Annotated in this window: 22 protein-coding genes; 5 read left to right on the top strand and 17 right to left on the bottom strand. The window is 73.4% G+C overall.

Going from position 1 to position 25,562, the window contains the following annotated elements; translation table 11 throughout:
- Positions 1-15 precede the first annotated feature (15 nt).
- The 3 genes from OG556_RS27615 to OG556_RS27605 form a co-directional block, all read right to left on the bottom strand.
- Positions 16-606 (bottom strand): DUF4865 family protein, encoded by a 591-nt coding sequence (locus OG556_RS27615; RefSeq protein WP_371520668.1) that lies wholly within the window; start codon positions 604-606, stop codon positions 16-18.
- Between the two features lie 130 nt (positions 607-736).
- A complete protein-coding gene (locus tag OG556_RS27610; RefSeq protein WP_371520665.1) occupies positions 737-1,303 on the bottom strand; it encodes a TetR/AcrR family transcriptional regulator in 567 nt (188 codons plus the stop codon).
- Between the two features lie 262 nt (positions 1,304-1,565).
- Positions 1,566-2,585, bottom strand: a complete 1,020-nt coding sequence (locus tag OG556_RS27605) for an LLM class flavin-dependent oxidoreductase (protein ID WP_371520661.1) — start codon at positions 2,583-2,585, stop codon at positions 1,566-1,568.
- A gap of 407 nt (positions 2,586-2,992) precedes the next feature.
- Between OG556_RS27605 and OG556_RS27600 the strand changes: the two genes are divergently transcribed.
- Positions 2,993-3,982 carry an aldo/keto reductase gene (locus tag OG556_RS27600; protein ID WP_363579290.1) on the top strand — a complete coding sequence of 330 codons (990 nt, stop codon included), beginning with the start codon at positions 2,993-2,995 and terminating at the stop codon, positions 3,980-3,982.
- A 163-nt stretch (positions 3,983-4,145) separates the two neighbouring features.
- Here OG556_RS27600 and OG556_RS27595 read toward each other — a convergent pair whose 3' ends face one another.
- From OG556_RS27595 to OG556_RS27570, 6 genes are all read right to left on the bottom strand, one after another.
- Positions 4,146-5,219: an LLM class flavin-dependent oxidoreductase gene (locus tag OG556_RS27595; protein ID WP_371520658.1), complete on the bottom strand. Its 1,074-nt coding sequence runs from the start codon at positions 5,217-5,219 to the stop codon at positions 4,146-4,148.
- 3 nt (positions 5,220-5,222) lie between these two features.
- A complete protein-coding gene (locus tag OG556_RS27590; RefSeq protein ID WP_371520656.1) occupies positions 5,223-6,128 on the bottom strand; it encodes an ABC transporter substrate-binding protein in 906 nt (301 codons plus the stop codon).
- 63 nt (positions 6,129-6,191) lie between these two features.
- Positions 6,192-6,950 (bottom strand): ABC transporter ATP-binding protein, encoded by a 759-nt coding sequence (locus tag OG556_RS27585; RefSeq protein ID WP_371520654.1) that lies wholly within the window; start codon positions 6,948-6,950, stop codon positions 6,192-6,194.
- Positions 6,947-7,813, bottom strand: coding sequence for an ABC transporter permease (locus OG556_RS27580; RefSeq protein WP_371520651.1), 867 nt, complete (start codon positions 7,811-7,813; stop codon positions 6,947-6,949). The genes OG556_RS27585 and OG556_RS27580 overlap by 4 nt, the downstream gene beginning before the upstream one ends.
- Positions 7,810-8,826: an NrtA/SsuA/CpmA family ABC transporter substrate-binding protein gene (locus tag OG556_RS27575; protein WP_371520648.1), complete on the bottom strand. Its 1,017-nt coding sequence runs from the start codon at positions 8,824-8,826 to the stop codon at positions 7,810-7,812. The genes OG556_RS27580 and OG556_RS27575 overlap by 4 nt, the downstream gene beginning before the upstream one ends.
- Positions 8,827-8,938: 112 nt before the next feature.
- A complete protein-coding gene (locus OG556_RS27570; RefSeq protein ID WP_371520645.1) occupies positions 8,939-9,961 on the bottom strand; it encodes an ABC transporter substrate-binding protein in 1,023 nt (340 codons plus the stop codon).
- Positions 9,962-10,467: 506 nt separating this feature from the next.
- On the opposite strand from OG556_RS27570, the gene OG556_RS27565 reads away from it, so the two are divergent.
- Positions 10,468-11,250, top strand: coding sequence for an IclR family transcriptional regulator (locus OG556_RS27565; protein ID WP_371520642.1), 783 nt, complete (start codon positions 10,468-10,470; stop codon positions 11,248-11,250).
- A 112-nt stretch (positions 11,251-11,362) separates the two neighbouring features.
- On the opposite strand, the gene OG556_RS27560 is transcribed toward OG556_RS27565, so the two are convergent.
- The 5 genes from OG556_RS27560 to OG556_RS27540 form a co-directional block, all read right to left on the bottom strand.
- The gene (locus OG556_RS27560; RefSeq protein WP_371520639.1) at positions 11,363-12,193 is read right to left on the bottom strand and encodes a winged helix-turn-helix domain-containing protein; all 831 of its coding nucleotides are present in this window, start codon (positions 12,191-12,193) and stop codon (positions 11,363-11,365) included.
- A gap of 938 nt (positions 12,194-13,131) precedes the next feature.
- The gene (locus tag OG556_RS27555; RefSeq protein WP_371522930.1) at positions 13,132-13,680 is read right to left on the bottom strand and encodes an ATP/GTP-binding protein; all 549 of its coding nucleotides are present in this window, start codon (positions 13,678-13,680) and stop codon (positions 13,132-13,134) included.
- Positions 13,681-13,816: 136 nt separating this feature from the next.
- On the bottom strand, positions 13,817-14,374 hold the full coding sequence (locus OG556_RS27550) for a DUF742 domain-containing protein (protein WP_371520636.1): 558 nt from the start codon (positions 14,372-14,374) through the stop codon (positions 13,817-13,819).
- 8 nt (positions 14,375-14,382) lie between these two features.
- Complete coding sequence (locus OG556_RS27545) at positions 14,383-14,802, bottom strand: roadblock/LC7 domain-containing protein (protein ID WP_063349983.1); 420 nt, start codon at positions 14,800-14,802, stop codon at positions 14,383-14,385.
- Positions 14,799-17,696 carry a nitrate- and nitrite sensing domain-containing protein gene (locus tag OG556_RS27540; protein WP_371520633.1) on the bottom strand — a complete coding sequence of 966 codons (2,898 nt, stop codon included), beginning with the start codon at positions 17,694-17,696 and terminating at the stop codon, positions 14,799-14,801. The genes OG556_RS27545 and OG556_RS27540 overlap by 4 nt, the downstream gene beginning before the upstream one ends.
- A gap of 515 nt (positions 17,697-18,211) precedes the next feature.
- On the opposite strand from OG556_RS27540, the gene OG556_RS27535 reads away from it, so the two are divergent.
- Complete coding sequence (locus OG556_RS27535; protein WP_371520631.1) at positions 18,212-20,092, top strand: long-chain fatty acid--CoA ligase; 1,881 nt, start codon at positions 18,212-18,214, stop codon at positions 20,090-20,092.
- Positions 20,093-20,349: 257 nt separating this feature from the next.
- The gene (locus tag OG556_RS27530) at positions 20,350-21,519 is read left to right on the top strand and encodes a polysaccharide deacetylase family protein (protein WP_371522928.1); all 1,170 of its coding nucleotides are present in this window, start codon (positions 20,350-20,352) and stop codon (positions 21,517-21,519) included.
- A gap of 129 nt (positions 21,520-21,648) precedes the next feature.
- Here the strand turns inward: OG556_RS27530 and OG556_RS27525 are convergent, their stop codons facing one another.
- On the bottom strand, positions 21,649-22,035 hold the full coding sequence (locus OG556_RS27525) for a hypothetical protein (RefSeq protein WP_371520629.1): 387 nt from the start codon (positions 22,033-22,035) through the stop codon (positions 21,649-21,651).
- Between the two features lie 305 nt (positions 22,036-22,340).
- On the opposite strand from OG556_RS27525, the gene OG556_RS27520 reads away from it, so the two are divergent.
- Positions 22,341-23,231, top strand: coding sequence for a nitroreductase/quinone reductase family protein (locus OG556_RS27520; protein ID WP_371520627.1), 891 nt, complete (start codon positions 22,341-22,343; stop codon positions 23,229-23,231).
- Between the two features lie 230 nt (positions 23,232-23,461).
- Here the strand turns inward: OG556_RS27520 and OG556_RS27515 are convergent, their stop codons facing one another.
- Together OG556_RS27515 and OG556_RS27510 are read right to left on the bottom strand one after the other, a co-directional pair.
- The gene (locus OG556_RS27515) at positions 23,462-24,259 is read right to left on the bottom strand and encodes an SGNH/GDSL hydrolase family protein (RefSeq protein ID WP_371520625.1); all 798 of its coding nucleotides are present in this window, start codon (positions 24,257-24,259) and stop codon (positions 23,462-23,464) included.
- Positions 24,260-24,749: 490 nt separating this feature from the next.
- Positions 24,750-25,463, bottom strand: coding sequence for a hypothetical protein (locus OG556_RS27510; RefSeq protein ID WP_371520623.1), 714 nt, complete (start codon positions 25,461-25,463; stop codon positions 24,750-24,752).
- Positions 25,464-25,562 lie beyond the last annotated feature (99 nt).

Below are 25,562 nucleotides of genomic sequence, written 5' to 3'. Positions count from 1 at the left end.
GAGTGGCGAAACCTTTCACCAGTGCCGGCCGCCGGGCAGCCGGTCGAGTTCGGGACGGGACAGGTGCAGCACCTGGTAGCGGATGCCCGGCACGTCGTCCGGGGCCGGGCCGCGCCAGAGGGCGAAGCGGACCAGCTCCCAGCGGCTCGGGTCCACCGCGACGGCGGCGGTGTGCAGCGCGGGATGCGCGGGCAACTCGGCGAGGGCCCGCTCGACCGCCTCGGCGGGATCGTCGGACTCGGAGAGCCTGACGGTGTGGCGGGTAGCCGTGGTCACGGTCGAGGTCGCCGGAGCGTCCGGCACGGCGCCATGGGCCAGACCAGCGCCGAGCCAGTGACGGACGGCCGGACGGCCGAAGTCGGCGCTCAGGCCGCGGAAGCCCGGCCCCCAGAGGAAGCTGTTCATGCCCTCGACGGTGCGCCAGAGGTAGAACGGCGCGTACTGGTTGACGGGCGACCCGTCGCGGCCCCGCTCGCGGACCAGGTACGCCTTGAGCCCGAGGCCCGGGTGCGCGTCGAGCAGATGGCCCTTGTCCGCGACGCGCTTGCGGATGATCCCCAGGTCGTAGTCGGCGGGGAGGGTGATCTCGTACTGCATGGCGTGCACGGCGGGTCTCCTCGGTCGGATCGTCGAGCGGGCATCGCTCGGCCAGTCGGTCACGCGCTCGGTTGCCGGGTCGGTCGCGCGGTCACGCGGCCGGTCGGCCACGCGGCCGCCCAGCCGTGCGCGGCGCAGGTCAGGCGGTGCGCTGGGCGGCGAGCAGGCCGAGGGCGCCGCGTACGGCCTGCTCGAAGGGCTCGGCCCGGCCGGCCGCGCGCGCCAGGACGTAGCCGCCCTGGACGACGGCGACCACGGCGGCGGCGGTGTCGGCCGGGTCGACACCGGGGGCGAGCTCGCCCGCCTCCTGGCCCTCGGCCACCAACTCGGCGATCCGGGCGCGCAGCCAGTCGAAGGTCTCCTCGACGGGGGCGCGCAGTTCGGGGTCGGCGATGACGTCAGGGTCCTGGGCCATCCGGCCGATCCGGCAGCCGCGCAGTACGTCGCGGTCGCGGCGCAGGTAGGCGGCGATGCGGTCGTACGCGCTGCCGGGGGCGGACAGGTCGGCGGCGGCGACTCCCCGCAGCTGCTCGGCACTGCGGCGCAGGGCGGCGGCGGCGAGGTCGGGCTTGCCGGCGAAGTGGTGGTACATGCTGCCCTGGCCGACACCGGCGTGCTGCTGGATGGCCTTGGGGCTGGTGCCGACGTAACCGCGCTCCCAGAGGAGTGCCTGGGTGCTCTCGATGAGGCGGTCCTGGGTGGTCATGCGAACCACTGTACATACCAGTAGGTACAGAAGGCCAGGGATTGCCCGGCTCGACGCGGACGCGGGGCGGGCCGAAGCGGGCCGCGCCGGGGACGAGGCGGGGGCAAGGCGGGGACGAGGCGGGCGGACGGGTCCGCGCCGGGGACGACCGAGGGCCGTGCGCCGCCCCCCGGCGGCCACGGCCCCTCGCCCGCTCGTCTCCCCCGCCCCGACCGGCGGCACTCCACCGCGGCCGGTGGCGCGCGTCACGTCGGGCGGGCGCTCACGGAAGCTCGCGCCTGACCACCGGGGCCACCTCCGCCGCGAACAGCTCCAACTGCTCCCGCTGCGCCCCTTCCGTCAGAGCGTCGACTCCGATCCCGACCACCTCGTTGCCGAAGGCCTCGTGATAGCGGTGGATCTTCTCGATCACCTGCTGCGGGCTTCCGACCAGGGCCGAACCGTGCTCCAGCGCGTCCTCCAGCGAGGCGAACGGCGACTTGTTGTGCCGACCGGCCGCCGAAGCGAACATCGCGTCCCAGTACGGACGGAAGCCCTCGACCGCGTCCTGCGAGCGCTTGGCGACGTACAGCCCGCCGAAGCTCGCGCCCACCCTGGCCTCCCTCGGATCGCGCCCGTAGTGCGCCCAGCGCTCGCGGTAGTGCTCGACCAGGGAGCGGTACTTGGCCAGCGGGTGGAAGGAGTTGGCGGAGAAGAGCGGATCACCGTAGCGGGCGGCCAGGTCGGTGGACTGGGTGCTGGTCGCGCTGCCGTGCCACACCGGGATCGGGTCCTGCAACGGGCGCGGCGCGACGGCCACGTCCTTGAGCGGCGGGCGGGTCGAGCCCTCCCAGGTCACCCTCTCCTCGCGCCAGAGCCGGCGCAACAGGCCGTAGTTCTCGGCGAGCGCGTCCCACTGGCGCTCCTCGGGCAGGCCGAACAGGTCGAAGTGCCGCGGGTCGTTGCCCTTGCCGATGATCAACTCGACCCTGCCTCCGGAGAGCTGGTCGAGCAGGGCGTAGTCCTCGGCGACCCGGACCGGATCCAGGATGCTCAGCACCGTCACCGTGGTGAACAGCCGGATGGTGGAGGTGCGGGCCGCTATCGCGCTCAGCAGCACCGGCGGCGCCGGAGAGAGGAACGGTTCACCGTGCCGCTCCCCCACGCCGTAGCCGTCGTAACCGAGTTGCTCGGCCACGACCGCCTGGTCGATGACGTTCCACAGCTTCTCCTGCGGGGTGCGCTGGACGCCGGTCACGGGATCGGGTCCGTTGGCGACGAGGGACGAGACGGTGAACCGCACGGCGGTCTCCTTGGGGGCGCTCGATGGGGCCTCGGCGCGACGCCCTGACCCGAGGCGCGGGCACGGCTGCCGAGGAGGGGCGGCGGCGGCCCGCGCGGAACGCCCCGGTACGGGCTGCGCTCACGCGGGCGGCACCGGGAGGGGATCGCGGCGGAGCGGCTCTGGGGCGGCGTCAGCGCGAGGTGCAGCGGCGGCCGCGACAACAGCGGGCCGCGGCGGCCGCGGGCGCAGTCACGGGTGCCGCCGCGGGCGCGGTCGCGGTTGGGGTCGCGGGTGCGGTCACAGCCTGGACGGTCATCACGACTCCCCCTTCGCCTCGCACGCGTACGATCCTCCGCGAGCATAAGCACCGGTCAGAAACGGGGCAAGGGCTTGATCCACCCGCGGCGACTGGCAAGATGTCCGGCATGAGCTACCTCGCCGCGGATGACCGCTATGCCTCGATGACCTACCGCAAGGCCGGCCGCAGCGGCGTTCAGCTGCCGGCCGTCTCCCTCGGCCTCTGGCACAACTTCGGTGACGCCCAGCCGCTGGAGGTCCAGCGGGCGGTGCTGCGCCGCGCCTTCGATCGGGGGATCACCCACTTCGACCTCGCGAACAACTACGGCCCGCCGTACGGCAGCGCCGAGCGCAACTTCGGCTACCTGTTCGCCCAGGACTTCCGCCCGTACCGCGACGAGCTGTTCATCGCCAGCAAGGCCGGCTGGGACATGTGGCCCGGCCCGTACGGCAACGGCGGCAGCCGCAAGTACCTGCTGGCCAGCCTGGACCAGTCGCTGGGCCGGATGGGACTGGACTACGTCGACGTCTTCTACTCCCACCGCTACGACCCGGACACCCCGCTCGAGGAGACGATGGGCGCGCTGGACAGCGCGGTGCGCTCGGGCAAGGCCCTGTACGCGGCGATCTCCAACTACCCGGCGGAGCAGCACCGGGAGGCGGTGGCGATCCTGCGCGAGCTGGGCACGCCGGTGCTGCTGAACCAGTCGGCGTACTCGATCCTCAACCGGTACGTGGAGGAGGGCGTGCTGGACGCGGTGGGCGAGACCCGCACCAGCCTCATCGCCTACTCTCCGCTCGCCCAGGGCCTCCTGACGGACCGCTACCTGTCGGGCGAGGTACCGGCCGGTTCGCGGATGTCGGTCGGGCGGTTCCTGACCGAGGAGGCGCTCAGCGGGCCGAAGCTGGAGCAGCTGCGGGCACTCAACAAGGTCGCCGAGCGGCGCGGGCAGACGCTGGCGCAGCTCGCGCTGTGCTGGGTCCTGCGGGACCCGCGGGTGGTCTCGGTGATCATCGGGGCGAGCAGCGTCGCCCAGCTGGACCAGAACATCGACGCGCTCGCGGGCGGTCCGCTGACCGCGGAGGAGCTGGCGGAGATCGACCGACTCAGCCTCTGAGCGGGGAGGGGGCGGGCGGGGCTTGCCGGCGGAACGGGCGAACAACTGACAGCTGACAGATTTCATCATCTGTCAGCTGTCAGTTGTTATCTGTTAGCCGTCAGCCGTCAGCCGTCAGCCGTCAGCCGTCAGCCGTCAGCCGTCAGCCGTCAGCCGTCAGCCGTCAGCGGCGGATGCCCAGGGCGGGCAGCACCGTTTCCGCAACCCGGTGGGCCTCCTCCAGCAGGGGGTTGCCGGAGAGGATGAAGGTGTCGACGCCCAGCGACTCGAACTCCTGCAACCGCTCGACCACCTGGGCCGTCGAGCCGACCACCGCCGTACCGGGGCCGGGGCGGAACAGGCTCATTCCCGGCCAGAGGTTCGGGTAGGCCTCCAGCTCCCGGGCCCGCGCGGGCACCTTGCCGCCGTGCTGGCGGAACTGCCGCTGCCAGCCGACCCCGTCCTCCCCCTTGGCGCCGCCCAGTTGGCGGGCGTACGTGGCCTCGCTGGTGACGTCGAGCAGGCGGTCGGCGGCCGCCCAGGCCTCGTCCTCGGTGTCGCGGACGATCAGGTGCAGCCGCAGCCCGATCCGCAGGGTCCGGCCGTGGGCGGCGGCCCGCGCCCGGACCAGGTCCAGCTTCTCCTTGAGCAGGTGCGGCGGCTCGCCCCAGGTCAGGTAGACGTCCACGTGCTCGGCCGCCATCTCGATGCCGGCCGCCGAACTGCCGCCGAACCAGAGCGGGATGCCGCCGGGCTGGACCGGCTCCAGCTCCCGCAGGCTCGCGCCCGCGTTCTTCAGGTCGTAGAACTCGCCCTTGTGGTCGAAGACTTCGCCGGCGGTCAGGCGCTTGACGATCGACCAGTACTCGGCGCTCAGCCGGTAGCGGTCGTCGTGCTCGACGTCCAGTCCGTACTCGCGCAGTTGCGCGGTCGAGCCGTTGACCACGTTGAACCGCAGTCGGCCGCCGTGCATCCGGTCGAAGCTGAGCGCCATCTTCGCCAGCAGGGTGGGCGAGACCAGCCCCGGGTGGACGGCCAGCAGCGGCTTGAACGCCGGGGTGGTGGCGGCCGCGAGCGCGCTGCCGAGCGTCCACACGTCGTAGAGGTCAGTCGCGAGCAAGGCGCCGGTGTAGCCCAACCGCTCGACGCTTCCCGCCAGTTGCTGCAGGTAGCGGAGATCCACCGGGCGGCGGCCGGCCGGCTCCCACGGGTAGTGGCCCTCGCGCGGGATGATGTACCAGAGGACTTCGGAGGCCATGGTTCAGACCGCCTTGGCGAGCGCGGCGGCCACCGGGGCCTCCAGCGCGGGCAGATGGGCGTCGGCGACGGTCAGCGCCCGGTCGATGAACCCGACCCCGTGGAAGATGTCCGCGGCCTCCTGCTGCTCGGCGATGAACCCGGCGGTGGCGGGCTCCAGTTGCCACGGCAGTGCGGCCAGCGCCGTCTGCCAGTCGACGGCCGAGCCGCCCAGCTGCTCCGCCGCGATCGCGGCCGCCTCGGCCGGGTGGGCGGCCACCCAGGCGTCCGCGCGGCGCAGCGCGGCGGCGATCGCGGCGACCACCTCGGGGCGCTCGGTCGCGAAGTCCCGGCGGGTGAAGAACACCGAGCGGTCGGTGATGACGTCGCCGGTGCGGATCAGCTCCCGGAAACCCCCGCTCCGGCGGGCGGCGGCCAGTTCGGCGCCCTGGGCGATCCACCCCGCGATCTCGCCGTCGCGCAGCCGCTGGGCCTGGTCCTCGCCGGCCGCCGGGCGCACCGGGGTGACGTCCTCGGCGTACGAGAGCCCCTGCGCGTGCAGGGCCTTGGCGAGCAGGTGGGTCTGCCAGGATCCGATGCCCAGCACGACGGTGCCGCCCTTGAGGTCCGCCACCGCCCGGACCGGGCCGCCGTCCAGCACCAGCAGGGCGCCGTGGTCGGGCCGGGGTGCGGAGACCGCCGCGTACACCAGGTCGTGGCCGGCCGCCTGGGCGGTGACCGGCGGGGTCGAGCCCGTCCCGCCGAAGTCGATGGTGCCGTCGGCGAGCAGCGCACCGGTGCGGGTGCCGTCGGCGTAGTGGTGGAAGGCGCCGGTCTCGCCGAGCGGGGCCAGTTCCTCGTCCAGGTAGGGCAGTCGGGCGAGGTAGTAGAGCGAGGGGTTGCTGGCGTGGACGCCGAGGGTCACGGTCATCTGTTCAACTCCGGTGGTGCGGGGTGGCGTTCTTGAGGACGGTTCGGTGGGCCCGCTGACGGGTCAGTGGACGCCGAGGTCGGCCAGCAGTCGGCGGCGCAGGTCGGCGAAGGCCGGGTCGGCGGGGTCGCGGGGGTGGTCGACGGCGACCGGTTCGTCGCGCACGAGCAGGCCGTCGCGCAGGACGGCGACGCGGTCGGCGAGCCGGACGGCCTCCTCCACGTCGTGGGTGACCAGCAGCACGGCGGGGCGGTGGCGGCGGACGAGGTCGCCGACCAGGTCCTGCATGCGCAGTCGGGTGAGCGCGTCCAGAGCGGCGAACGGCTCGTCGAGCAACAGCAGTTGGGGTTCACGGACGAGGGCCCGGGCGAGCGCGACGCGCTGCGCCTCGCCGCCCGAGAGGGTGGCCGGCCAGGCGTCGGCGTGCTTGTCCAGGCCGACCTCGGCGAGCGCCTTGAGTCCGGTCTCCCGGGTCGCGGCGCCGCGCGGCAGGCCGACCGTGACGTTGGCCAACACCCGCTTGGACGGCACGAGTCGGGGCTCCTGGAAGACCACCGTACGCACCGGCGGGACGAGTACGGTGCCCTCGTCGGCCCGGTCGAGCGCACCGAGGATGCGCAGCAGGGTGGTCTTGCCGGTGCCGCTGGCGCCCAGCAGTGCGACGAACTCGCCCCGGGCGATGGAGAGATCGACGCCGTCGAGGACGGCGCGGGTGCCGAACACCCGGCGCAGGCCCCGCAGATGGACGGCCGGAGCGGCGGTCGCGGGCACGGAGGCGGAAGGCGCGGAGGTGGCAGAGGTGGCGGAGGTGGCGGTGCTCATCGGGCTGCTCCCTGGACGGCCTGGCGCCACGGCATCAGGAGGCGCTCCAGGACCCGGACGACCGCGTCGGCGGTGAGGCCGAGCAACCCGTAGATCAGGATGCAGACGGCGAGGATGTCGGTGCGCGAGTAGTTCTGCGCCTGGGCCATCAAGTATCCGATCCCCTCGGTGGAGTTGATCTCCTCGGCGGCGATCAGGGCGATCACGCTGAGCGTCATCGACAGTCGCAGACCGGACAGCAGGGCGGGCAGCGCGCCGGGCAGGACGACGGTGCGCACGATGGCCCAGCGGCCGAGCCCGAAGCTGCGCATCGCCTCGACCAGCTTGCGGTCGGTGTTGCGGACGCCGCCGGAGGCGGACACGTACATCGGGAAGCTGGTGGCGACGCCGATCAGGGCGACCTTCGCGGTCTCGGTGATGCCGAACCACACCATGAACAGCGGGACCAGCGCCAGGAACGGGACGGTGCGCAGCACCTGGATCGCGGAGTCGAGCAGTTCCTCGCCGAGCCGGGTGAAGCCGGTGACCACGCCGAGCACCAGACCGGTGGTCGCGCCGAAGAGCAGGCCGAGGCCGGCCCGGGTGAGGGAGACTCCGAGCGCATCGGTGAGCTGGCCGTTGCCCCACAACTCGCCGACGGCTTCGGCGACCTGGGCGGGTGAGGCGAGGACGTCCTGGGTGAGCGCGCCGGTGGCGGAGGCGAGCGCCCAGCCGCCGAGCAGGGCGAGCGGGCCCAGGGTGCGCAGGATCACGGCGAGGGCGCGCGGGCGGGGTCGCTGCCGCCTGGTGTGCGGGGTGACGAGTCCGGCGTCGAGGGCGGCTCGGGTGTCGTCGGTGGCGCGTTCGGGGGCGGCGGTGGTCACTTGGCACCGTCCCCGAGCTTGTTGATGTCGATCAGGTACGGCTTGACGTCCACGAGTTGCTTGGTGACCTTCTGGTCGGCGAAGAACCGGGCGACGGTGCCGAAGCGGGCGGTGTCGGCGTCGGAGATGGCCTCCGCGGCGGCGCCCTGCCCGCTGACGTTCACCGCGATGTCCTTCTCGGCGGGGGTGACGGCGGTCGGGCCGGAGTCGGTGAAGACGTTGAGGTAGGCGGCCGGGTCCGCCTTCTCCTTGAGGCCGTTCTCGCGCAGGTAGGTGTAGAAGGCCTTGACCACCTCGGGGTGCTTGTCCGCGAAGCCGTTGCGGACGGCCCAGACGGCGTAGTTGTCGGAGCCGACCTCCTTGCCGTTGGCCAGGAAGTGCGCCCCGGCGTTGGCGATGGTGGGCGTGGAGAAGGTGTTCCAGGTCGCCCAGGCGTCCACCTGGCCGGAGTTGAAGACGCCGGCCGTCTGGTCGGCGCGCAGGTAGACCCGTTCGACCTTGTCGGCCGGGACGCCGTTCTTCTCCAGCGCCTTGAGCAGCAGGTACTCGCTGGTGCCGCCCTGGGAGACGGCGACCTTGCGGCCGACCAGGTCCTGGACGGACTTGATGGGCGAGTCGTTCTTCACCAGGATCCCTTCGCCGACGCCGTCGGGCGCGGTCCGGGCGAACAGCTTGAATCCGGGCTTCTGGGCGAGCGCGGCGACGGCCGAGGTGATCGAGCCCTGGGCGACGTCCAGTTGGTCGGCGGACAGGGCCTGTGCGGCCGGGGCGAACGGGCCCGCGCTGCCGGTCCAGGCGACCTTGGCGTGGACGGCGGCCAGGGCCTTGTCCAGCGAGCCGTCCTTCTTGCCGCGGGCGAGGAACCCGTTGTTTCCGGGGTCGGGCAGGCGGAGCACCACGTCGGCCTTGCCGCCGGCGGAGGCCTTGGCCCCGTCGGCGGACGAGCCGCAGGCGGCCAGTGCGGTGGAGGCGAGCAGCGCGGTGGCGGCGAGGGCGAGGCGGGGGGTCTTCACGGGGTCTCCAAACGAAGGACAGCTGACAAGTGACAGGTTTCGAAATCTGTTATCTGAAATCTGTCTGCTGAAATCTGTTAGTAATGATCTGTCAGCCGGCGGCCGACGGCGCTCAGCCGCCCACTGCGGCGCGGCGCCGTTCGCGCAGCAGCTCGTGGGCGGCGCGCAGGGGTTCCGGGTCGGCCCAGCCGCGGATGTCGACCGGGGAGGCGAGGAATCCCCGGTCCCCGAGGAAACGTTCCTGCTGCGCCAGCAGGTCCAGGCGCTCCGCCGAGAGGTCCAGGTGCAGGGTGCGGTGGCTGCCCGGCGCGTACGCCCCGGCCACGCCCTCGGCGCCCGCGCCGGTCTCGGCCCGCAGGATCCGCACCACCTCCGCCGGGTGCTCGGCCGCCCAGTCGGCGGCCTCCAGCAGGACGGCGAGGAAGCGGGCGACCAGCTCCGGCTGCTCGTCCAGCAGTTGCTGGTGGACGGTGACCGGCCGGGGCGTCCCGTTGTTGACCCGGGCCCGGCGGTCCGGCACCGCGTCCAGTTCCACGGCCACCTCCGCCCCGACCCGGCGGGCCGCCTCGACGGCGAGCGCCCCCTTCACGTACACGGCGTCCACCACACCGTCCCGCAGCGCGGCCAGTTCGCCGGCCCACTGCCCGCCGCCGGGCAGGCCCGGGACGTCGACCAGCTCGGCGTCGTCCAGTGTGAGCCCGGCGAGGCCGAGGGCGCCACGGAAGCCGGCCAGGGCCATCGCCCGCCAGAAGTCGATGCCGATGCCATGATGTGGGACCGCCAGCCGCAGCCCGCGCAGGTCGCCGGGGCCGGTGATGCCGCTGCCGGCCCGGACCAGGACCACCTGGCGCTCCTCGATCCAGGTGAGGCCGATCAGCCGGGTCCGTTCGCCGCGCGAACGGGCCCACAGTGCCGGGACGTTGCCGCCCTCGCGAAACAGTCCGGTGAGCGCGTGGGTGTAGTGGTGGTCTGCGGCCACCTCCGGCGGGGCGTCCTGGAGCGAGCGGACGGCGATCCCGTCGGCGGCGAACTCGCGGGCGAGCCAACCCTGGTCGGCGGCGATCCCGGTGGCGGTGGGCACCGGGCAGCGGGTGAACCAGAGGGTGTCGGGGGCACTGGGGGAAGGACTGGGCACGGGGTGTGGTCCTCTGCGGAGGGGGCGGGCTCGGCGGGCGCCGGAAGGCTGCGGGACTGGGCGGCACGCCACGCGGGTCACGGGACCTGCGGCGTCGGGGAGTTACACGAAATGGCGAGACGGGCGAGGCGGGCGTTTCGAGCGAGACGGGCGTGTCGGGCGAGGCCGTGAGTCGCGCGAGGCGGGGAACGCCGGACGGTGCGGCGCGAGGGGAGCGTCAGCGACAACACGCGCAGGAGGCGGGGCACCGGTGGATCGTCACGGCGTCGCTCCTTCCTGCGGGTCGGGTTGCGGGTGGTGTGCCGGGCGGAGAGCGTCCGGCGCGATGTGAGGAGCGTTCCACGACGATCGAGCCGGAGGCAAGGTTTTGCCACATGGTGGGATCACTTGTTCATCAACGCCATTCCATTGCAACGTCGTCGACACAATCCCGCAGCACTCGCTGCCCTACGCTGAGACTCCTCCCGGTGATCCAGCCGGATTCCCGAACCGAAACGCGAGGTGCCATGGCCGAGGCCGCCACCGCCGTCCAGGGCCCGCCGGCCGGTGCGCAGGCCGTCCAGCGTGCGCTGGGGCTGCTGCACTGCTTCCACGACAACGGCCCCGACCTGAGCGCCTCCGACCTGGCCCGCCGGATGGACCTCTCGGTCTCCACCGCGCACCGGCTGGCCCGGACGCTGGTCAGCGCCGGCTTCCTGGAGCAGGACGAGCAGACCGCGCGCTACCGGCTCGGCCCGGCGGTCGCCGAACTCGGCCAACTCACCTTCCACCAGCGCGGACTGCACCTGGCCGCACCCGAGTTGGACCGGCTGTCCCGACGCACCGGTGCGACCGCGGACCTCGCGATCCGCAGCGGTCCGCACGCGGTCATCCTGGTGGGGGCCTCCGTCCGCCCGGACACCGGCCTCGGGCTGCGCCGGCCGCTGCACTCCACGGCGCTCGGCAAGGTGCTGCTGGCCTGGCCGCGCCCGGGCGAGCCGGCGGTGTCGACACTCGGCCCGCTGCCGTCGTTCACCGACCGGACGATCACCGAACCGGCGCTGCTCGACGAGGAGTTGGCGAAGGTCCGGGGCTCCGGGTACGCGCTCAACGACGGCGAGTCGGCGGCCGGGGTGCGGACGGTGGCCGTGCCCGTCCTGGACGGCACCGGGCAGGCCCGGTTCGCGCTGGCCGTCCGCTCGACCCCGACGCACCTGACCGACGACCGCCTGGACTGGTTCCTGGGCCACGCCCGCACCTGTGCCGACGCGCTCGCCGTCCTGCTGCTGCCGCCCGACCAACGCGCCTGACGCAACGCTGCCACCCGACCATCATTCTTGACGGAACGTCATAATGCCGCAGCGGGCTGCCCGTTCCACGAGGGCACGGGCAACCCGCCGCGGCAGGACGTTCAGTGGCCGATCAGCCGGCCGGGGTGTACTTGTAGCCGACCCGACGGACCGTCACGATCGTGTCGCGGTAGCCAGGTCCGAGCTTGCGGCGCAGCCGGGCGACGTGCACGTCGACCGTGCGGCCGTCGCCGACGTGGCCGTAGCCCCAGACCGCCGAGACCAGGTGGTCCCGGGTGTGCACCCGCTGCGGATGCTCGGTGAGGTGAGCGAGCAGCTCGAACTCCAGGTAGGTGAGGTCGAGCAGCCGCCCGTCGACGTAGGCGTTGCGCCGCTCGGCGTCGACGGCGATGCCGCGCCCGGCCGGTCGGACCGGACGGACACCGGCCTGTGCGGGCACATTCACGGGCGCACCGGCGTGCGCACCGGCGTGCTGCGCGCCCGAGGGCCCGGCGAGGGGCGCGCCGGGAACCGCCGCCACCGGGCTGTCGGCCGGCACGAGCACCAGGTACCCGACCATCGGGCTCCCGGTACCGGCGCCGAACTGCGTGCCGTACTGGGCGAGCAGACCCTGCGGCAGCGCGCCCTGCGGCAGGGCGGCGACGACGGTCGCGCCTTCGGGCAGCGCGGCGAGCAGGGCGGCCGGTGCGGCCGGGAGGACCGCACCCGGCTGGGGTGCGACACCCGCGCCCGCCGGACGGGACGGGGCCGCATGGGAGGACCGGACCGCTCCCCCGGGCCATCGCTCGGCGGCCGACGAGCCGTGCGAGTGCGGGGAGGCGGAGGAGCCCGGCGCACCGGAGAGGCCGGAGCCGACCGGGGTGACGTTGGGGACGGAGCGGACCGCGCGCAGGTGCGGGGTCGCGGAAGGCAGGGGCAGGGTGGCCGTGGATGAAGAAGACATGGTGTGCCGCTCATTTCGCGCGTGACGGACGGGGTGGAGTCGTCTGCGCGTCGACCGGGCGTACTGCCGGGCTGATCCGGAATCAGCCTGCGGAGGGCCGGGACGCGCTGGGCGAGCCCGGACACGTCTGATCGAACAGGTGCGGCTGCCGGGACGGCCAGAACGGCTCAAGATCGAGGTGACCCTGGTGGCTGTCCCCGGCGCGGTTCGCGCGCCCGTTCCACCGCCTGGCCGGTCCGCCGTCGCACATCGCGGAGGCCGCCCCGGTCGAGCGGGGACGGCCGGCGATGCCGGGGGCGGGGCTGGTGCAGGCGATGTTCACTGGTGGTCTCTCCGCGAGGCGGGGCCGGATCGGCGGTCGCGGCACGCCGGATGGGGCGGGTCCGCTACGGCCTGGTCGACGGGATTGGCGGTGCGTCAGACGGCGGCCGGGTGGGCCGGGATCGTCAGGGACGTACCGGGAAGGGGCCGGTCGGTCACCGACAACAGGCGCTGCAGATCAGCGCCTGGTCGATGTAGCGGCGGACGGTGAGCACCGGCGTGACGGGGGCGGGATCGGTCGTGGCGCGTCGCTGGCCGACGGTCATCCTGCTGCCCTCCCCCTTGCTCTGCACAACGGCGCGTCGTGGTCGATGCGCGCCTTCGTAAACGGAACGTTTCCGGCCCTCCCGACGGCATGGCCGGGCGGCTTTCGTGCCCAGAGCCTTCCACGCCGGGCCGGTCTAGGCAACCTTCGGCACACCGAACGTCCGGGATGCGGACAACCGAATGAGACGTCGGGCGGCTCGGAGGCTCTGTGAGGCCTCTGTGCGGGTGCAGTGCCGCACCGGGGGCGCGGTGTCGTCAGACCGGGTCGCGGCGACGCCAGGACCGATTCGCGCCAGCGCCAGCGCCAGGACCGGGGCCGGGGCCGGGGCCGGGGCCGGGGTGCGGTGGCGTCAGGTCCGGGCCGGGGCGCGGCGGCGACGGGCGGCGGCGTGCTCGACGAGCGCGACCAGGAGTTCCTTCCCGTCCTCCCGCAGGCGCGCGTCACACAGCAGCACGGGAATGTCCGGGTCGAGGTCGAGCGCGTCGCGGACCTCGTCCGGGGAGAACCGCTCGGTGCCGTCGAAGCAGTTCACCGCGACCACGAACGGGATGCCGCGCTGCTCGAAGAAGTCGACCGAGGGGAAGCAGTCGGCCAGCCGCCGGGTGTCCGCGAGCACCAGCGCGCCGAGCGCGCCGCGGGCCAACTCGTCCCAGACGAACCAGAACCGGTCCTGCCCGGGCGTGCCGAACAGGTACAGCGCGAGTCCGGGCCGCAGGTCGATCCGGCCGAAGTCCATCGCCACGGTGGTGGTGCGCTTCGCCTCCACGCCCGAGGTGTCGTCCACCGGGCGGCCCAGCTCGCTGAGCTCCTCCTCGGTGCGCAGCGGCCGGATCTCGCTCACCGAGCCGACCAGCGTGGTCTTGCCCGCGCCGAAGCCGCCCGCGACGAGGACCTTCACCGCGACGGCCGGGCCGCCGCGCCAGCGCGGGTCGTTGGCGCGACCGCCGGAGCCGTTGCCGACGGGGGTGCCGGGAGTGCCGCCACCAGGGGCAGCGCCGACAGAGGTACCGCCGGCGGCGGCGCGGCCGTCGTGGTCAGAGCGCACGGAGTCCATTGATCACGTCTCGCAGCAGGCGCTCGTCCGGCAGCTCGGCGAGCGGAACGGGTCGGGTGACGCTGATCAGCTCGGCGTCGTAGAGGTCGCCGAGCAGCACCCGGACGACGCTGACCGGCAGGTCGGTGTAGGAGCCGAGTTCGGCGACGGACAGCGGCTCGCGGCGGCACCAGGCCAGGAGGGTCTGGTGCTCCGGGTCGAGGACGTGCGCGGGCACGGCCCCCGCGTTCGGCCCGGGCTCGGCGGCGGTGATCAGCGAGATCAGGTCGAACAGGCCGTCCTCGACCGGCCGGGTGCGGCCACGGGTCATCGAGTAGAGCCGCACGACCGGGCCGGCCTCGTCGTCGAACCAGCGGTCGTCGGCAGGGGCACGCGGGTGGAGCAGGTCGGACTCGGCCCCGTCCTGGCCCATCTGCTCCGCCACCTCCCCGGCCGGACCGACCGCCCCGGTCATCCCGGCCATCCCGGCCGACGCGGCCGAGCCGCCCGAGCCGCCCGGCTCGGGCCGCCCCGCCGCCTCAGCCTTCGGATCCGCCATCGGCCCGCTCATCTCCCCGGCGGCGCGGCTTCGGTGCGCGGCTCGGCGGCCAGGTGCTCGCCGACCCGCTTGACCAGCAGCGCCATCTCGTAGGCGATCTGGCCGATGTCGGCCTCGGCCTCGCTCAGCACGGCCAGGCAGCTGCCGTCGCCGGCCGCCGTGATGAACAGGAACGCCTCGTCCAGTTCCACCATCGTCTGGCGGACCCCGCCGACCTTGAAGTGCCCGCCGGCGCCCTTGGCCAGGCTGTGGAATCCGGCCGCGACGGCCGCCAGGTGCTCGGCGTCCTCGCGGTCGAGGTCGCGGGAGGCTCCGGTGGCCAGGCCGTCGCTGGAGAGGATCACGGCGTGCCGCAGGGCCGCGACACGCCCCACCAGGTCGTCCAGGAGCCAGTTGAGGTCCCCGGACGGCTGCGTCGAAGTGGTCATGAATCAGTTCCTTCCGATGGAGCGGGTGGTGCAGGTGGTGCTGTTGGTACAGGTGCTGCCGATGGTGCAGGTGTTGCCCGTGGTTCAGGTATTGCCCTTGATGCAGGTGGCACGGGTCGTTCCGTGGGTGCGGGCGCCGGGTTCCGCCGGACGGGCGGGCCGGGCGGCACCCGGCGGGCGAGCGGCGCCTGGGCATCGCCCGACGGCGCGGACAGCGCCGCCGGGGCGGGTGCTGGACTGATCGCCCGCCGAGTGGGGTCCGGCGGCTGCCAGACGGGTACGGCGGCGGGTCGGGCACTCGCCAGGGCCGACCCGGACGTGGTGGCGCCGCGCCCCCGGGTGAAGCCCCGCTGGAACGAGGCGAAGGTGGCCCGCGCCTCCTCGGGCGAGCGCTCACGCGCCCGCTCGGCCTCCTGGGCCTCCCGGGCCCGGCGAGCGGCGAGGGCGGCCTCGTCCTCGGGACCGCTGTCGGTCCGGTCCCGGAGGCGCTCCTTCAGCTGCTCCTTGAGCTGCGGCGCGAGGTTCGCCTGCCGGACCCGCCGGGGCAGCCCGCCCTCGGTCCGCGGGCCTGCGACCAACGGCGGGTCCGCGGGCCCGTCGAGGACGGGAGCGGCGGTGGCCGGCTCGTCCCGACGGTGGCGCCCCGTCCCCGCACCGTCCTCGGCGTCCCTGGGCGGTGCGGGCACCAGCACCGGCCCGCCCTTGGTCCGCGAGGCCCGTCGCGGCAGTCCGCCCGGCGTCCGGGCCGGCTCGGACGTGGACGGCCGGGGACCGCCGCTGCCCCGGTGCCGCTCGTCCTCCCCCGCAACGGAACCGGCACCGGCTCCGGCTCCGGCGGCAGAACCGGCAGCGGCCCGAGCAGAACCCTCCGCCGTACCGCCACCGCCACCGCCACCGCCACCGCCACCGCCGAGCGCGGGCACGGCGACCAGGTCGCGCTGTCCGCGCCGGACCGGGGCGGAGCGCCGACCGGTGGGCGGCGGCTCGGGCAGGCCGTCCGGCGCCTCGGCGAGCAGTTCGCGCGGGATCAGCACGACCGCCGTCGTCCCGCCGTACGGGGACGGGCGCAGGTGGACCCGGATGCCGTGCCGCCGGGCCAGCCGGCTGACCACGAACAGGCCCAGCCGGTCGGTGTCGGCGAGGTCGAACTCCTGCTCCACGGCGAGGCGTTCGTTGATGCCGGCGAGGAGTTGATCGCTCAGCCCGAGCCCGCGGTCGTCGATCTCCAGCGCGAATCCGTGCGCCACCACCTCACCCTGGACGGTGACTTGGGTGGTCGGCGGGGAGAACACCGCTGCGTTCTCGACGAGTTCGGCGATCAGGTGGGTGACGTCCGCGACGGCGCTGCCGAGCAGGCCGGTACCGGGGAACGGCCGGACGATCACCCGGGCGTAGTCCTCGACCTCGCCGACCGCCGCGCGGACCACGTCCACCATCCGCACCGGCTTGCGCCAGGCGCGCCCGGGCGAGCCGCCGGCGAGGATGATCAGTCCCTCGGCGTGCCGCCTCATGCGCGTGGTGAGGTGGTCGACCTTGAAGAGGTCGGCCAGCTCGGTCGGGTTCTCGGTGCGGCGCTCCATGGTGTCGAGCAGGGTGAGCTGGCGGTGCAGCAGCACCTGACTGCGCCGGGCCAGGTTGACGAACACCGCCGAGACGCCGCGCCGCAGTTCGGCCTGTTCGACGGCGGCCTCGACCGCGGCCCGCTGGACGGCGTTGAAGGCCTGGCCGACCTGGCCTATCTCGGCTGCCCCGAAGCGCAGCTCGGGTGCCTCGGCCGCGACGTCCACCGCCTCGCCCCGGCGCAGCCGCAGCATGACGGAGGGCAGCCGGGTGCCGGCCAGTTCGTTGGCCGCGTTGCGCAGCCCGATCAGTTCGCGGGCGAGGCCGCGCCCGATCCGGAAGGAGATCAGCACCGACAGGACGACCGCGACCAGGCCGATCGCGCCGGCGATGCCGCCGCGCCAGAGCAGCCCGATCGCGGCGGACCGTTCACGCTCGCCGATCCCGTTGGCGATCCGGGCGTTGATCGAGGTGAGGTCGCCGAGCGCCCGGTCGGCGGTCTCCCGCCAGGAGTCGCCGTTGATCGCCTGGGCGACCCGCTCGGGGCCGCCGGCGCCGACGAAGTCCGCCTCGGCGCGGGCCAGCGCGGCCCAGGCCTCGCCACCGCGCAGGGCGATGTAGTCGGACTGGTCGGCGGGTTCGAGTTCGGCGATGTAGACGGTGAACAGGGCCTGCTGGTTGTGCAGGGCGTCCAGGGCGACCTGGTACTGCTCGGCGGTGGGCTTGGCGGCGCCGCCGCGCAGACCCTCCATCGCCGCGTCCTCCTGCGCCAGGTACTCGCGGGCGCGCACCAGCTCGATCAGGATGGTCCCCTGGCGCGGGAGTTGGCCGGTCTGCCGGGCGACGTAGGCGGACCGGAAGCCGAACACCGGCTTGACCAGGTCGTTGTACTGCCCCAGCGCGAACTCCCAGTTGAGCGCGGAGCGGCCGACCTGCGCGCGCAGCGGTCCGATCTGGTCGGCGGCGGCGATGATCTGCAGGAAGCGGCCGCGCTGGGAGCTGGAGAGCTTGCCGCCCGCGTGGTCCTTCTTCTGCCGCAGGACGTCGAGACTGCGGTCGGTGGCGGCCTTGGCGTGTTCGTAGGCGTCCGCGGCGACCTGCGAGTTCGGGACGGCCAGTCGCTGGACGGCCGCGCGGCGCTCGTTCTGCAGATCGTCGGCGTACTCGTCGACCGGGGTCCCGAACTCCTTGTACGTACGGCTGATCTCCAGCTGGCCCCAGACGTCTCCGGTGGTGGCGAAGGTCGCGTACACCCACAGCGCGGTGAGCGCGACGATGGGCACCAGGAGCAGCGCGATGATCTTCGCGCGGATCGAGCTGCTGCGCAGACGCATGGAGTCCTCGGTCGGGAAGTGCCAGGCGCGGACGGGGAGCGGTTCGGAGGAGCCGCGGGGCTCGGCCGGAAAAGGCTTGGGAAAGGGCTTCGGAAAGGGCTTCGGGAAGGACTTCGGGTGCGGGCTTCGGAGATCGGCTTCGGGGCTGGTCGGCGTGGATGGTGCGTCATCGGATCGGGCCTGGCCGGGAGGCCCCCGGTCGCAGGTCTGCGAGAGCCTACTACGCCCTGACCACTCGTTCGAGGGTCGAACCGGTCCACTTCCCCGGCTTGCCCCGCACACGTCAGGATCGACTCCCGGCCACCGCGGGCCCGCGTCCGGATCATCCGCCGCCGCCCGGTTTGCCCGATCACCGAACGCACGCGGCTCCTCCCCGGCGGCGACACCTTCCGCAGGGACCGGTGCCGATCTCGTCGCGTCACGGTCACAACCCTGGGCAGTGACAGGCCGATCCGATAGTTTCGCTCCACCTGCGCGGCCCGGCAGTGCCGCCGCGAGACGCCAACGGGGGGAATGTGCGCGAGTTCACCACCCCCGCCGTGGCCGGGCCCGAGGCCACCGGAGGACTCGCCGACTCGCTGTACGACAGCGCCGAACGCACACCGGACCTGGTGCAGCTGGCCCGCCGCCTCGGCCCGCCGGGCCCCTCCGGCCCCGCCGAGCACCAGGACGGACACCGCGACGGTCACCAGGACGAGTGGCGGGGCGTCACCGCGCGGGAGTTCCGCGACGAGGTGCTCGCCCTCGCCAAGGGCCTGCTCACCCGGGGCGTGCGCTACGGCGACCGGGTCGCTCTGATGTCCCGCACCCGCTACGAGTGGACGCTGTTCGACTACGCGCTCTGGTCGATCGGCGCGATCACCGTCCCGGTCTACCCCACCGCGGCGGCCGAGCAGGTGCGCTGGATCCTCGCCGAGACCCAGGCGGTGGCCTGCCTGGTCGAGGACGAGGACGCCGCGATGACGGTCGGCGCGGTCTGCGACGCGCTGCCCGACCTCACCGGCATCTGGCAGCTGGACCGCGACTGCGTCGCCGCGATCACCGAGGACGGCCGTGACGTGCCCGACTCGCTCGTCCACCGCCAGCGGCTCGGCGTCACGGCCGGGAACGTCGCCACCGTCGTCTACACCTCGGGCACCACCGGCCGCCCCAAGGGCTGTCTGATCACCCACGCCAACCTGGCCGCCGAGGCCGACGCACTGCTCGGCGGCTGGCGGGAGGCCTTCCACGACACCGGCGGCGGGCAGCCGTCCACCCTGCTGTTCCTGCCGCTGGCACACGTCTACGGGCGGGCCGTGCAGGTCGCGGCGATCCGCGGCGGCTTCCGGATCGGACACGTCCCCGAGGTCTCCACGGACGCCCTGCTGCCCGCGATGGAGTCCTTCCGGCCGACCTTCCTGCACGTCGTCCCGTACGTCTTCGAGAAGATCTTCCAGCAGGCCCGGCGGGCCGCCGAGGACGCCGGGCGCGGCGAACTCTTCGAACAGGCCCGGCAGGTGGCCGTCGACTGGGCAGCCGCCCGGGAGCAGAAGGCGTTCGGGCGCGGACCCGGGCCCAGTCCCAAGCTGCGGCTGCGCCACCTCGCCTACGAACGGACCGTCTACCAGCGGCTGCGGGCCGTACTCGGCGGCCGGGTGCGCAGCGTGATGTGCGGCGGCTCGACGCTGCGCCGCGAGCTCGGCCTCTTCTTCACCGGCGCCGGCCTGCACCTGTACGAGGGCTACGGGCTGACCGAGACGTCCGCCGCGATCACCGCCAACCCGATCGGGCGGCAGAAGCTGGGCACGGTCGGGCACCCGCTGCCGGGCTCCTCGGTGGCCCTCGCCGACGACGGCGAGGTCTGGGTGCGCGGCGGCTCGGTCTTCGGCGGCTACCTCAACCACCCGCGGTGCACGGCGGAGTCCCTGATCGACGGCTGGTTCGGGACGGGCGACCTGGGCCGGCTGGACGAGGACGGCTACCTGACCATCACCGGCCGCAAGAAGGACCTGATCGTCACCAGCAGCGGCAAGAACCTGGCCCCGTCGGCGCTGGAGGAGCGGGTGGCCGCGCATCCGCTGGTCTCCCAGTGCCTGGTGGTGGGCGACGACCGCCCGTACGTGGCCGCGCTGATCACGCTCGACCCGGCGGCGCTGGCGCACTGGTTGAAGGCGAACGGGCGGGAGCAGTTGGACCCGTGGGCGGTGCTCGCGGACGAGCAACTGCACACCGAGGTCCAGCGCGCGGTGGCGGCGGCGAACACGGCGGTGTCGCGGGCCGAGTCGATCCGCGCGTTCCGGCTGCTGCCCCGCGAGTTCAGCCAGGACCAGGGGCTGCTGACACCCTCCCTGAAGCTGCGCCGGGCGGCGATCGCCGAGTACTACGCCGATGACATCGCGGAGTTGTACGTCCCCTGACGGATCGTCTTGCCCCTTTTGCGGCAGGTGCGGTGGGCCTCGGTTCACCGGCCGTTCCCTTGACGGGCCGATTGGTCCAGTCCATTGTTTCTCCTCGGTCCGAGTGCGGCGCACCATCCGCTCCCGCCCCTCCGGGAGCACCCAGGTCCCGCGAGCCCGGTTCCAGGGGCCCGACCCAAGGCCCCGGTTCCAGGGTTCCGATTCCGCCACGCCCTCCCCACGGGCGTGTCCCCCACTGCAGGAGTCCTCTCGTGTCGATGTCCACGCGCCTGTCCGCGCGCCTGTCCACCCGCCTGTCCGCGCTGGCCGCCTCCGTCGCGCTGCTCACCGCCTTCGCCGCCCCGGCGGCCTCCGCTGCCCCCGGGCCCGCCCCGGCCGGCGCCCCGAGCGGTCCGAGCGGCCCGACCGTCAACCTGGCCACCAACCCCGGCTTCGAACTACCCGCCCCCGACCTCTCGGCCTGGGGCGCCATCCCCGGCTGGAACTGCACCGGCGGCCCGGCCGAGGCCGCCGTCACCACCACCGCCGCGCACTCCGGTACCTCCGCGCTCACCGTCACGCCGGCCACCGCCGACTCCACCGGCGAGTGCGCGCAGACCGTGGCCGTCCAGCCCGACACCACCTACACCGCCTCGGCCTGGGTCCGCGGCTCCTTCGTCTACCTGGGCGCCACCGGCACCGGCAGGGACGTAGCCCCGGCCTGGACCGAGAACACCGGCGGCGGCTGGCAGCAGCTCACCACCCGGTTCACCACCGGCCCGAACGCGCACAGCGTCCGGCTCTACGTCCACGGCTGGTACCAGCAGGGCCCGTTCTCGGTCGACGACGTCCGGGTGGACGGCCCCGCGCCCGCCCCGGCCGTGGCCGCCGGATCCGTGCCCACCAGCGACAAGGTCGTCTTCTTCACCGTCGACGACGGCTGGCAGCGCACCCCCGAGGCGGAGAAGTTCATCGCCGACCACCGGCTGCCGATCACCGCCTTCCCGCTGCCGATGCCGGCCGGCACCGACCCCGACTTCTTCCGGCGCGTCACGGCCGTGCCCGGCTCCTCCGTCCAGGACCACAGCGTCTCCCACGCCGACCTCAGCAAACTGCCGCTGGAGCAGCAGCAGATCGAGATCTGCGACGCCCGCGACGCCATGACCCGCCAGTTCGGCACCACGCCGGTGGCCTTCCGCCCGCCGTACTTCGCCTGGAACACCGACACCCTTCAGGCCGCCGCCAACTGCGGCATCCGCACCGTGCTCACCGCCGACGCGGACTTCAGCTGGGGCGCGTCCAACATCTGGCACCCGGGCCTGTTGCAGCCGGGCGACGTCGTCCTGATGCACTGGACCGACACCCTCGCCGCCGACCTCCAGCGCGCCCTCGCCGCCGCCGACGCGGCCGGGCTCAAGCCCGCCGGCCTGGTCGACTACCTGCACTGACGCGTCACCACGGGCCGACGCGTCGCCGCTCCCCTTGGAGGCGGCGGCGCGTCGCCGTCGGCGGGCTTCCCGGGGAGCCCGCCGACGGGGGCACCCGCTCACGGGGCTCCCGTCCACCGCTGGCCGGGCTCAGCCGAAGACGTGCGCCATCCAGCCGCGCAGGCGCTCGTCGAAGTCGGCGGCGCCGGTGAAGTCGTTGGCCGGGATCACGCCGACCTCGGCGTCTTCCTGCTCCTCCCAGCCGGCGGCGAGGTACTCGACGTCGGCCCAGCCGCCGCGGAACAGCACCACGTGCAGCTCGCCGCCGGACAGCGGGTCCACGACCTGGACGCCGACGGAGTCCGGGTCCGTGACGCGGGCGCGGTCCGTCTCCAGCGGCTGCGGCCACGGGGCCAGGGCGTCGCGCCAGGTGAGCGCGCCGACCGTCAGACCGGCGGCCCGCCAGCGTACGGCCCGGGCGGCGATCCGCTCGGCGGCGCGGTCGAGGTCGACGATGCGCTCCACGACGGCGTTCACTCCCCTTTCGTCGACGATCCCGGTCAGGGAACTCTCGTCGGCGATCTTGCTCGTTGACAGGGCGTCCGCGGCGTGGCTCTAATGAGGGCGTGCAGCGTGGCGCCGGCCACAGAGTAGTGGGCCGGCCGGTGACCGGGCGAGCACCTTTATCCGAGGGACGATGCGCGATGAGTACTCACTCCGCTGCCCTGATCTGACGTAGGCGGTCACCGCGGTGTCCGCGTGCGCGCCCATGCACCGTGTGTGGCCTTGACTCCCCATCCCTGTAGGAGACTTCACCCACACCCATGTCCACACCCACACCCATGTCCACGAACCATGTCAACCGGTTCAACCGGAACGTCATCGAGGAGTTCCGCGCCAACGGCGGGCGGGTCGGCGGCCCGTTCGAGGGCGGCGACCTGCTGCTGCTCACCACGACCGGGGCCGGCTCGGGCAAGCCGCACACCGTGCCGCTCGGGTACGTCCGGGCCGAGGGGCTGCTCCTGGTCGTCGCCTCCGCCGCCGGGGCGCCGGACCACCCGCAGTGGTACCGCAACCTGCTCGCCAGACCGGTGGTCCGGGTCGAGCTCGGCTCCGAGGCGTTCGACGTGATCGCCGTACCCGCCGAAGGCGCCCGACGGGAGCGGCTGTTCGCAGCCGTCGTCCGGCAGGCGCCCGGGTACGGCGACTACCAGGCGAACACCGACCGGGAGCTACCGGTGGTCGTCCTGGAGCGGCCCGAGACACCCGCGCGCGAGGTGCGCAGCCTCGCCGACAAGCTGTTGGAGGCGCACACCTGGCTGCGTGCGCAGCTGCGCCACATCCGGGAGGAGGCACACTCGCACGTCGCGGGCCGACCAGCCGGCCTCGGGCTCCAACTGCGCCAGCACTGCCTCGCCTTCTGCGAGGGACTGACGCACCACCACACCGGCGAGGACACCGCGATCTTCCCCGCGCTCGCGCGCAACCACCCGGAACTGGCCGGGGTGCTGGAACGGCTGGGCGAACAGCACCTGGCGATCGGCCGGATCAAGGAGGAACTGGTGGTGCTGCTGGCCGGGATCGAGGTCACCGAACCGGACCGGCTCCGAGTCGAGTTGGACCGGATGTCGGCCGAGCTGGAGGCACACCTCGACTACGAGGAGGCCGAGCTGCTGCCGACGCTCGCCGGGATCCCGTTCCCGCCGCTGCGGCCCGGTCCGGCCCGGGACTGAGCGCACGAATGCCGTCGACCCCTCTCCCCACGCTCGGGGAGAGGGGCCGACGGCCCGTGTGCCGGTTCGGCGACGCCCTGGAGCGACGCCCTGGAGCGACGCCCTGGAGCGACGCCCTGGAGCGACGCCCTGCCGATGCCACAGTCCTGCGTACGCGACGGGCCTACCGATGCGACGGGCCTGCTGGTACGGCGGGCCTGCCGATGTGATGACCCACCGGCGTGAAGCCGTTACGACTGGGTGAAGACCGGGAGGTAGCCACCGGACTGGCCGGCGGCCTTCGGGTGGTAGCTCTCGTCGACCGGCAGGGTGGCGCTGTTCAGCCAGGTGGTCTGCGAGCCGCAGATCTCGTGCTCGGTGAAGATGCTGCGCACGTCGCCGAAGCTGAAGCCGGCGTTGGCGACCCGCTTGGCGATGACCTCGTCCAGCGTGTCGGCGGCGCCGTTGATCGCGGCGCGCTTGGTGTCACTGATGCCGAGGATGCAGCTGCCGCCGATCTTGTAGAGGTGCGGGTAACCCAGCACCACCACGTGGGCGTTCGGCGCCTTGCTGTGGATCGTCGAGTACACCTTGTCCAGCTGGGCGGGCAGGGTGTTGCGGGCGTAGTTCTGGGCCGCGCTGACAGCGCTGAGGCAGGTGCTGTCCGACTCCAGCACGCAGGTCTTCATGGTGTCGGCGAAGCCGGCGTCGTTACCGCCGACCGACAGGCTGACCAGCGTGGTGCTGGAGCTCAGCGCGGAGATCTGGTTGCTGAGGACGTCTCCGGTTCTGGCACCGGAACACGCGACGAACGAGAAGGACGACGGCGAGTGCGCGTTCTTCCACAGGTACGGGTAGGCGTTGGTGCTTCGCTTGCAGTTGCCGCTGTCGCTCAGGTAGCTGCCGGCACCGACACCGGCAGAGTAGGAGTCCCCGAGAGCGACGTAGTTGACGCTGGCCGCGTTCGCGGATGACGCGGTGAACAAGGTGGTCAGAGTGAGCAGAGCCGCTATCGCGGCAACGGACATGGCGCGCGCCGGACGGAGCATGGCACCTCCTGGTGTGGTATGGGTCACAGAAGTGATACCAGGCAGTAGGTGAACCGGGAAGCTGTCATGCCAAGGACATTGACGAACTGTCCGACAACGCAGAAGTGAACCATCGGCCACAGGGCGTGAGTTGGCGCTGGTCAGCGCCGGTGTACGCCGACCGGCGTCGGTCATCGCGCGTAGACAGTGGTCGGTGAAAAAGTCAGCGAGTGGTCAGTTGGTAGTCAGGGCACGGCCAGGACGCCGTTACGACCCGGCCACCGCCGGGCCACCCCGCGGTAAGACGCATCGCGGGGTGCCGGGGCTCGCCACGGCACAGCGCGACGCGAATCGGCACGACATGAACCGGCACGACACAACCCGGCTCCGCACGAACCGACCCCGCACGCAAGGGCGTCGGCGCACGCGGACTCCGACGCACGCGACTCCGCCTCGACCCCTGACCGCGAATCAGCCGGACGGCGCCGGCACCCGACGGCCCCTCCTCGGGCTACGCGAGGCCCGGGTGCGGCTCGCTCGGGCGCACCGCATCCGGGCGCACCGCATCCGGGTGGACGGCATCCGGGTAACCGGCGTCCGAACACACCGCGTCCGGGTAGACGGCGCCGGGGAACACCACGCAACCCTCCACCGGCAGCTCCTCGATCGCCTCGTTCGCGGCGACCGGCACGCCGAGCCGGCGGGCGGCGGCGGCGACCGCCGCCCGGGCCTGGCGCAGCCCGGGCGCGCCCCAGCCGAGCAGTTCGACGGCGAGTCCGGGCGCGACCAGCAGCCGTCGGTAGTGCCGGCCGGAGGCCGGGTCGGCCGCGCTCGGGCCGACCGCGCGCAGCGCCGCCGCCATCCGGACCCGCGCGCACTCGTGCCCGCCGTTGGCCGAGCCGACCCGGTCGTAGAGGTAACCGAGGTAGTACGGTCGGCCGATCACGGCCTGGGCCTCCTCGGCCGCCTCCCGGGCCAGCGCGGAGGCCGGATCCCCGGCGTCCTCCGGCTCCAGCGATCCGCCGGGGAGCGAGCAGATCCCGTCCCTGGGGTTGACCAGCGTCAGCACCCGCCCGTCCGGAGCGAACAGCCACCCCCAGGACTGCTTCACCGGCAGCCCCTCGGGCACCTGCTCGCCCGGCCGCCACGGCCACCCCGCCGTGGGACGCCGGCGCACCCTGCCGAGCAGCTCGGCGATCTCCGCGCTGTACTCGATCCGGCTCATGCGTCCCCCTCTCGCTGTCGGGCTCGCCGGACCGACAGTGCGCGGGACGGACCTGCGGAGCACGGTACGGAGCGGAGCGGCCGGAGCGGCGGCGTGGGG

Source organism: Kitasatospora sp. NBC_01300 (genome assembly GCF_041435235.1).
Lineage (GTDB): Bacteria > Actinomycetota > Actinomycetes > Streptomycetales > Streptomycetaceae > Kitasatospora.
This window is presented reverse-complemented; position numbering and strand designations above follow the sequence as displayed.